General features: G+C 67.7%; 1 protein-coding gene. It reads left to right on the plus strand.

All coding sequences use genetic code 11. The features are described from left to right. The first annotated feature begins 81 nt into the window (after positions 1 to 81). On the plus strand, positions 82 to 963 hold the full coding sequence (locus ACFQE5_RS20020) for an IS5 family transposase (protein WP_379587200.1): 882 nt from the start codon (positions 82 to 84) through the stop codon (positions 961 to 963). Positions 964 to 991: the final 28 nt, after the last annotated feature.

Consider the following 991-nt stretch of genomic DNA (forward strand, 5'->3'; position numbering starts at 1 on the left):
CTGAGAGAGTGTTGTGAAACCTCGTGGTCACTCGGCGTGGTGACTGTGGTAGTGGCGAGCGCTGATTGATCATCCGGTGGAGTGTGTGTCTGCACCTGTAAGCCCGCGTATGACTCCTCGGTCACGGATGGGCAGTGGGCGGTGATCGAGCCACTGCTGCCCAGGACGAACCCGAGCCTGGGTGGGCGCCCGGCGGTGCATTCCCGCCGCTTGATCATCGACACGATCAGCTACGTGCTGGCCAGTGGGTGTGCCTGGCGGCTCGTGCCGCACGATCTCGCCCCCTGGAACACCGCCTACCAGGTGTTCTCGGCCTGGACCGCCGACGGCACCTGGGACCGGATCCACGATGTGTTGCGCGACCGGGTCCGCGACCGCGACGGCCGGGATCCGCAGCCCTCGGCCGCGGTGCTGGACTCCCAGTCGGTCAAGACCAGCGAGGGTGGCGAGGAGATCGGCTACGACGCCGGCAAACGCATCCGTGGCCGCAAGCGGCACTTGCTCGTGGACACCCTCGGGCTGCTGCTGGTCGGGATCGTGCACTCGGCATCGGTGCAGGATCGGGCCGGTGCCCGGCGCGTGCTGAGCGGGATCCGGCGCCGGTTCCCGGTGCTCGGGCTGGTCTGGGTCGACGGCGGCTACGTCAACTCCGTGGACGCCGGCCTGGTTTCCTGGGCCCGCCGGTGGGAGAACCTGGAGGTCGTGGCGGTGCCGCGCCATGCGGACGTGAAAGGGTTCCAGGTGCTGCCCCGCCGGTGGGTGGTGGAGAGAACCTTCGGCTGGTTGACGAGGTGCAGACGCTTGGCACGCGACTACGAACGCAAGACCGACCACGCCGAAGCCATGATCAAGTTCGCGATGATTCGGCTCATGGCCGCCCGCCTCGCAGGCGAGGACCTGGAACCTCAAGGACCGATCGAGACCGAGGCCGCCCGCCGCCTAGCAGACGAGCATCAGGACTGATCTCCCGGGTTCCCCAACACTCTCTGAG

The organism is Pseudonocardia hispaniensis (genome assembly GCF_042658695.1).
Classification (GTDB): Bacteria; Actinomycetota; Actinomycetes; order Mycobacteriales; family Pseudonocardiaceae; genus Pseudonocardia; species Pseudonocardia hispaniensis.